6 protein-coding genes are annotated in these 7340 nt (G+C 74.3%); 1 reads left to right on the top strand and 5 read right to left on the bottom strand.

From position 1 onward, the window contains the following. The 4 genes from G5C65_RS27290 to gmd form a co-directional block, all read right to left on the bottom strand. The coding region (locus tag G5C65_RS27290) for a glycosyltransferase (protein ID WP_165301635.1) at window positions 1-840 on the bottom strand (840 nt) is incomplete at its 3' end. Between the two features lie 7 nt (window positions 841-847). Beyond that, window positions 848-1417, bottom strand: a complete 570-nt coding sequence (locus G5C65_RS27285) for a hypothetical protein (RefSeq protein ID WP_165301633.1) — start codon at window positions 1415-1417, stop codon at window positions 848-850. Beyond that, a complete protein-coding gene (locus G5C65_RS27280; protein ID WP_165301631.1) occupies window positions 1414-3498 on the bottom strand; it encodes a CBM96 family carbohydrate-binding protein in 2085 nt (694 codons plus the stop codon). Before G5C65_RS27280 ends, G5C65_RS27285 begins: the two co-directional genes overlap by 4 nt. A 60-nt stretch (window positions 3499-3558) precedes the next feature. Then, window positions 3559-4575 carry a GDP-mannose 4,6-dehydratase gene (gmd, locus tag G5C65_RS27275; RefSeq protein ID WP_165301629.1) on the bottom strand — a complete coding sequence of 339 codons (1017 nt, stop codon included), beginning with the start codon at window positions 4573-4575 and terminating at the stop codon, window positions 3559-3561. A gap of 77 nt (window positions 4576-4652) precedes the next feature. On the opposite strand from gmd, the gene G5C65_RS27270 reads away from it, so the two are divergent. Next, complete coding sequence (locus tag G5C65_RS27270) at window positions 4653-5663, top strand: GDP-L-fucose synthase family protein (RefSeq protein ID WP_165301627.1); 1011 nt, start codon at window positions 4653-4655, stop codon at window positions 5661-5663. Window positions 5664-5851: 188 nt separating this feature from the next. Here G5C65_RS27270 and G5C65_RS27265 read toward each other — a convergent pair. Further along, the coding region (locus G5C65_RS27265; RefSeq protein WP_338146689.1) for an exopolysaccharide biosynthesis polyprenyl glycosylphosphotransferase at window positions 5852-7340 on the bottom strand (1489 nt) is incomplete at its 5' end.

Below are 7340 nucleotides of genomic sequence, written 5' to 3'. Positions count from 1 at the left end.
GCCCGCCCGGCTCCGCAACTCCCGCGCCTTGAGCCCGATCTGCCAGCGGTAGAGGCTCATGGCCACGGCGTAGTCGAGGCCGGCCCGGCCGTCCAGGAAGCCCCGCTTGTAGACGTAGGCGTACGCGAAGGACACCAGCGGCTTCAGCGGGGCGCGGTGGAAGAGCCGGCCCTGCCGGGTCTTCGCCCGGCGGATCTGCTCGCGCACCTCGGGGTGGCACTCCAGCCACGCCTCCCAGTCCGAGTAGCGGTTGTGCCGCGCGAACCAGGTCCGCACCGGGTCCCGGTCCCGGTGTTCGAGCGGGGCGCCGAGCCGCACCACCGGGTCGGCCAGCGGCTGGTAGTGGCCCTCCTGTTCGCCCATGCCCGGCGCCGCCAGGTCGTCCGGCTCGGGGAAGCGGCAGCGGGTGCGGTCGAGCAGCGCCCGCTTCACGATCGTGTGCCCGTGCCGCAGCCGCCTGCCCGCGAACCAGTAGGCGAGCGGGATGTCGAAGGCGGCGGGCCGCACCCGCCGGCCCCCGGTGGCCCCGCCGAAGATCCGCCGCAGTTCGGCGAGGAGCGCGTCGCTGAGCATCTCGTCCCCGTCCAGGAAGAGCACCCAGGCGGTCTCCGGGCGGACGTGCTCCAGACACCACTGCTTCTTCTTCGGGTACCCGCCGTCCCAGGTGTACGGCACGACCTCCGCGCCCTCCGCCTTGGCCAGGGCGCGGGTGTCGTCCGTGCTGTCCGAGTCGACGACCACGACGTGCTGGACGTGGTCGATGACGGACCGCACGGCCGGCACGATGTTCTCGGCCTCGTTCTTGGTCGGTATCACGACCACCAGCGGCAGTGTGCGCACGTGACGTTCAGTCTCCCTTCCCCGCGGCCCGCAGCAGCGGTGCGAACTGCGGGCACAGATGTGTGACGGCGGGTTCCGCCTGGTCGATCTCGCCGCTCCTGAGCGCCCTGACGACGCCCTGCCGGCTCACCTCGGCCGTGGTCCTGATCCGCGCGCACGCGGTGCGGCCGGCCTCCAGCACGGCGGCGGGCTCCAGCCCCTCGGGCACCCGGCCCTTGAGGTAGTTCTTCTCCTTCCTGGTGAAGGTGCCGGTGGCGGGGGTGAGTTCGGAGTCCGGCACGGTGGGCGCGGCCCGCTCCCGGTCCCGCTGCCCCCGCTCCCCCTCCTGCCCGCCGTCCTTGCCGTCTGTGCCGTGTGTGCCGTGTGCGCCGTCTGCGCTCTTCGTATCCGGTCTCCCCTGCTCGCCCTCCCGCTTCCGCTCCTCCGCGCCGGAGGAGCGGGCCGGAGCGGAGGGGGAGCCGGCTGCGGGACGCGCGTCGCCCGTGTCGCCCCGGTCGCCGGCGCACCCGAGCAGGAGCGCGGCGGCGAGGGCCGGCAGCAGCGCGGCGGCGACGGCGCGGGTGAGGGGCCGGCTCATGGCTTCTCGAACTTCAGGGTGAGCCGGGGCCCCGTGCCGCCCGACTCCCGGGCCCACAGCCAGAGGCTGTCGGTGCCGGTGCTGGTCAGCGCGAGGTCGAAGGTGCCGCCGAGGGAGCCGTTCAGCTCGTCGGTGCTGAGCGGTATCGCGTAGTCGGTGTCCAGCTCGGGCGCGCCGTCGAGGGTGCCGAGGACGGCGGAGCCGGGCGCGGGCCGGTCGGCGTAGCTGACGCCGGTCTCCGACCAGCTCCCGGCCAGCGGCCGTACGTCGACGGAGTCGGCGGTGCCCGCGTACTCGGCGCCGCTGGTGCGGACCGTGAGCCGGGCGCTCGTCAGCCGCATCCCGCTGGGTGCCGAGGGCAGGCTGAACCGCGCGTAGCTCTCGTACGGCGACGAGCCGCGCACCGCGAGCTGCTGGTGCGTGCCGTAGTTGGCACTGCTGGCCGCGCCGTTGACGTACGCGTCGGCGGTGGGCTCCCGCTCGATGGTGGTCTCGGTCGGTGTGCCCGGCGTGGTCACCGTGGCGGCGGCCGAGCGGGCGCTGGTGTTGGCGTCGTCCGCGTCGCTCGCGGTGACGCGGTAGGAGTACTCCGTGCCCGGCTTCACCTCCCGGTCGGTGAAGCTCACCGTCGGGCGCCGCCAGAAGACGGAGTCGGCGGTGGTGGTGTGGACGGGCTCCGGGGAGCCGTTGCGGTAGACGCGGTAGGTCAGCTCGGTGTCGTCGAAGTCGGTGCCGGCGGGCCAGCTCACCCGCACGCCGCCGCTGACGTTCTCGGCCGTGACCCGGTCGGGGACGGTCGGGGCCCGGGTGTCGGGGGTGTTGGCGAACCGCACGAGGCCCTGCTGCGGCTTGTTGCCGTTGCTCTGGATCCGGGAGAACGAGCCGCCCACCCACATATAGTCCTTGCCGCCCCGGGAGGAGACGACCATGGTGCGCGGCCCCACCTGCTCGACACCGGACGGGCCGTCGTCGGTGTCCGGGAACCAGCCCAGCAGCGGCGTCGGACTGTGGATGGACTCGGCCAGCAGGTGCTGGCGCTCGTACAGCTCGGGGAACTGGCCCATGCTGCGGCAGTTGTGCGCGTGCGAGCCGCTGTAGAGCACGTCCTTGTAGACCGTGACGTCCTGGGTGGCGCCCAGACAGGTGTCGCGCCAGCGCTGCCCGAAGTCGTCCAGGTCGAGCGCGAGCCGCCCGTCGAAGACGCCGCCGCCGGTGCCCTCGTGGGCGGTGTAGATCCCCGTCTCGTCGACGTACATGCCCTTGATGACGGACCGGCGCTCGATGAAGCGGCTGCCGTACGCGCGGGTGATCGAGCCGTCGGAGGCGCCGACGACGGCGAGGGCGTGCGAGGAGGAGCCGCGCACCGTGTCGAAGTCGCCGCCGAGCACCACGTTGCGCCCGTCCGGGGTGACCTCGACGGCCCGCCCCGTCTTGTCGGCGTCGGCGCGCCAGGACGTGAGGTCGCCGCCGCGCGTCACCGCCGCGAACTTGCCGCGGCTCTGGCCCTCCACCGTGGTGAAGTCCCCGCCGAGGTAGACCCGGTCGTCGGTGACGGCGAGCGCGTGCACCATGGCGGAGAGGGACAGGCTGAAGCCGGGCCGCACTGTGCAGGACGCGAGGTCGATCGCGGCGGCCCGGCTGACGGAGGTGCCGTTGACGGCGGCGAAGTTCCCGCCCGCGTAGAGGGTGCCGCCGTCCGGGGACACGGCGAGGGCGCGCACCGTCGCCGTGCCGCTGCCTATGGTGAAGTCGAGCTGGCAGTCGGCCGGTTCGCCGGTCTCCGCGTCGAACGCGGCGAAGTTCAGGGCCCGGCGCTCGCTCTGCCCGGGTGCGGCCCCGGGCGGGCGGACGGCGGAGAAGGTGCCGCCCGCGAAGACGGTGCCGCCCGACTCGGCCATGGCCCACACGACGCCGTTCGTCTGCCAGGTGGGAAGGTCGTCAGCCGTCATCGCGACGGGGGGCGTGAGGGCGTGTGCCTCGCCCGCGCCGCCGCCGAGCTGGACCCCGCCCCAGGTGGCGACGGCCATCAGCACGGCGGCGAGGAGCGCGCCCCGCCGGCGCCTGCGCTTGTCTCTTCTCATGGATCCCCCAGGGGGTGGTGCCGATCTCTTGGGTGTGGGGAGTGGGGTACACGGGGCCGGTCACTGCCGGTCGACCCGTACGGTCGTGCCGGACAGCTCCGCTTCCAGCAGCGAGATGTCGGCCTCGACCATGATCCGGGCCAGCTCCGGCCACAGCACCCGCGGCTTCCAGCCCAGTTCCGCCTCCGCGTGCGCCGCGTCGCCGATCAGCGCGTCCACCTCGGACGGGCGGCGGTACTTCGGGTCGAACCGCACATGGCGCTCCCAGTCGAGCCCGGCGGCCCCGAACGCCGCCGTGAGGAAGTCCCGCACCGTCGCGGCGACGCCGGTGGCCACGACGTAGTCGCCGGGCGCCTCGTGCTGCAGCATCTGCCACATGGCCTCGGCGTACTCCGGCGCATACCCCCAGTCCCGCACCGCGTCCAGGTTGCCCAGATACAGCCGGTCCTGGAGCCCGGCGCGGATCCGCGCCACGGCCCGGGTGATCTTCCGGGTCACGAAGGTCTCGCCGCGGCGCGGCGACTCGTGGTTGAAGAGGATGCCGTTGCTGGCGAACAGCCCGTACGCCTCGCGGTAGTTGACGGCGGCCCAGTAGCCGAACACCTTGGCGCAGCCGTACGGGCTGCGCGGATGGAAGGGGGTGCCCTCGTGCTGCGGGGGCGGTGCGGCGCCGAACATCTCGGAGGACGACGCCTGGTAGATGCGGGTGTCGACGCCGCTGGCCCGGATCGCCTCCAGCAGCCGCAGGGTGCCCATGCCGGTGACGTCGGCCGTGTAGAGCGGCGCGTCGAAGGAGACCCGCACGTGGGACTGGGCGCCCAGGTTGTAGACCTCGTCGGGGCGCAGGTCGCGCAGCAGGTTCACCAGCGCCACGCCGTCGCCCAGGTCGGCGTGGTGCAGCACCAGGCGGCGGCCCGCGGTGTGCGGGTCCTCGTAGAGGTGGTCGATGCGGGCCGTGTTGAAGGACGAGGAGCGGCGCAGCAGCCCGTGCACCGTATAGCCCTTCCCGAGCAGCAGTTCGGTCAGATACGAGCCGTCCTGGCCGGTGATGCCGGTGATCAGTGCGCTCTTGGCCATCAGCTGCTCCCCAGGAGTGTGGGCGGTGTGCCGGGTATATGGGCGTGCCGGGTCGGGCGCTGGCAGAATCCGGGGGCATGACGCAGAGACGGGAACGCGGTGAGAGCCGGGATCGCCGGGCGTCCGGCCCGGAACCGGCCCGGGACGCACCGGAGTTGCTGCCCGCCGGAGCGCGGGTGTTCGTCGCGGGCCACCGGGGGCTCGTCGGCTCCGCCGTCGTCCGCCGGCTGGAGTCCGAGGGCTACGAGGCGCTGACCCGGGACCGCGCGGCCCTCGACCTGCGGGACGGCGCGGCGACCCGGCGCTGGCTGCGCGCCGAGCGCCCGGACGCGGTGGTGCTGGCCGCCGCCAAGGTCGGCGGGATCATGGCGAACCGGACCCGGCCCGTGCCGTTCCTGGAGGACAACCTCCGCATCCAGCTCAGCGTGCTGGCGGGCGCCCACGCGGCGGGCGTGCCCCGGCTGCTGTTCCTCGGCTCCTCCTGCATCTACCCCAGGCACGCGCCGCAGCCCATCCCCGAGGAGGCGCTGCTGACCGGCCCGCTGGAGCCCACCAACCAGGCGTACGCACTCGCCAAGATCGCTGGCATCCAGCAGGTGTGGGGCTACCGCGAGCAGTACGGCGCCGCGTACATCTCCGCCATGCCGACCAACCTCTACGGCCCCGGCGACACCTTCGACCTGGCCGACTCGCACGTCCTGCCCGCCCTGATCCGCCGCTTCCACGAGGCCGCGCGGGCGGGCGCGCCGGAGCTGGTGCTGTGGGGCACGGGCACCCCGCGCCGCGAGTTCCTGCACGTGGACGACCTGGCGCGGGCCTGCGTCCTGCTGTTGCGCGCCTACGACGAGGCGTCCCCGGTGAACATCGGCTGCGGCGAGGACCTCACGATCGCGGAGCTGGCCGGGACCGTGCGCGAGGTGGTCGGCTACGAGGGGCGCATCGGCTGGGACCCCTCGCGCCCCGACGGCACCCCGCGCAAGCTGCTCGACGTCCGCCGGCTGCGGAAGCTGGGGTTCGCTCCGCAGATCCCCCTCGCGCGGGGCATCCGCGAGACATATGAGTGGTGGCTGCGCCACGAGGGGGGCTGAGCGGGGGCTGCCCCGTGCCGCGCGCCGCAGGGCGCGGGTGCTCCCCCAAGCTCTCGGCTTCGCTCGAGCAGGGGGGTACCCCCATGGCTGGCCGCGCGGTTCCCCGCGCCCCTCCGGGGCACAGCCGGCGTGCCCCGTCAGGCGGCGGGCCAGGGGCGCCCCCGGATCGGCGCTGTGCGGGAACACGGTCAGTACGCCCCCCGCCCGTCGAGGACCGCCCGGACCGTGCGGGCCAGCAGGTCCAGGTCCGTCGTCAGCGACCAGTTGTCCGCGTACCGCAGGTCGAGGGCCAGCGTCTCGTCCCAGGACAGCTCCGAGCGCCCGCCGACCTGCCACGGGCCCGTCATCCCCGGCTTCACCTGGAGCCGGCGCAGCTCGGTGTCCCGGTACCCGGCGACCTCGTCGGGCAGCGGCGGACGGGGGCCGACCAGCGACATCTCACCGCGCAGCACATTGACGAGCTGCGGCAGCTCGTCGAGCGAGGTGCGCCGCAGCACCCGGCCGACCCGGGTGACACGCGGATCGGCCCGCATCTTGAACAGGGGGCCGTCCTGTTCGTTGGACTCCGCCAGCTGGGCCCGGTGCCGCTCCGCGCCCTCGTGCATGGACCGGAACTTCCACATGGTGAACGGCAGGCCGCGGTGCCCGATCCGGGTCTGCCGGTAGAGCGCCGGGCCGGACGAGCCGAGCCGCACCACCGCGGCGATCAGCGCCAGCAGCGGCGCCAGCGCGAGCAGCCCGAGCGCGGCTCCGGCCCGGTCCAGCGCGGACTTGGCGGCGAGCTGCGGGCCGCGCCGCAGCGGCGGGTCCACATGCAGCAGATGCAGCCCGGCGGCGGTCGTGCCGCGGATCCGGTGCGGTGCGACGTCGCACAGCCCGGAGGCGACGAGCAGCCGCAGCCCGGCGTCCTGCACCGTCCACATCAGCTGGCGCAGCTCCGCATCGCTGACCAGGGTGCCGGGCACGAGCAGCACGGCCTCAGCGCCGGACCGCCACGCGGCGGCCCGCGCCACGCTCCCGGCCCCCTTCGCGTCCCCGGCGCGCCCCGCCACCTGCACCCCGCTGCGCGGGACGCCCGTGCCGACGGACACGGCACCGATCACGACGTACGGCTGGTCGGTGCGCCCGGCCAACTGCTCCACGACGCGGTCCACGGCCGGTGCCTCGCCGACGACCAGCACCCGGCGCACGGCCTGCGCCTGCCGCCGCTGCGCGGTGAGATGACGGTGGGTCAGCGCCCGGCAGGCGGCGGTCAGCAGCAGCGCGGGGGTGACCGCGAGCAGCAGCCCGCCCGGTGAGCCGATGCCGCCCAGCGGCACCTGGAGCACCGCCAGCAGCCCGAGGAGCGCCAGCCAGTCGTGCACCGTGGCCAGCAGCCCGCGCGTCTCGCCCAGCCACCGCTCCCCGTACCGCCGGTGCACGGCGTGCACGGACACCCACACCGCGCCCACCCCGAGCGCGAGCCCCACGGCGTAGGCGGGCCGTAATCCGTCCAGGAGAAAGTAGACGGGGAGGGCGGCCCCGAGGGCGTCCACGGCCAGTGCGAGCGGCAGATACCAGCCGGACTTGTCGGCGCGGGGCCTCCCTCGGGAGCCCCCGCGGGGTCTTCGCAGCGGCAGAGCGGGCCGCCCCGCCGCCGGGATCGCCTCTCCCTCCGCCGTACCCGCGGCCTGGAAC

It is taken from the genome of Streptomyces boncukensis (assembly GCF_011045075.1).
Classification (GTDB): domain Bacteria; phylum Actinomycetota; class Actinomycetes; order Streptomycetales; family Streptomycetaceae; genus Streptomyces; species Streptomyces boncukensis.
This window is presented reverse-complemented; position numbering and strand designations above follow the sequence as displayed.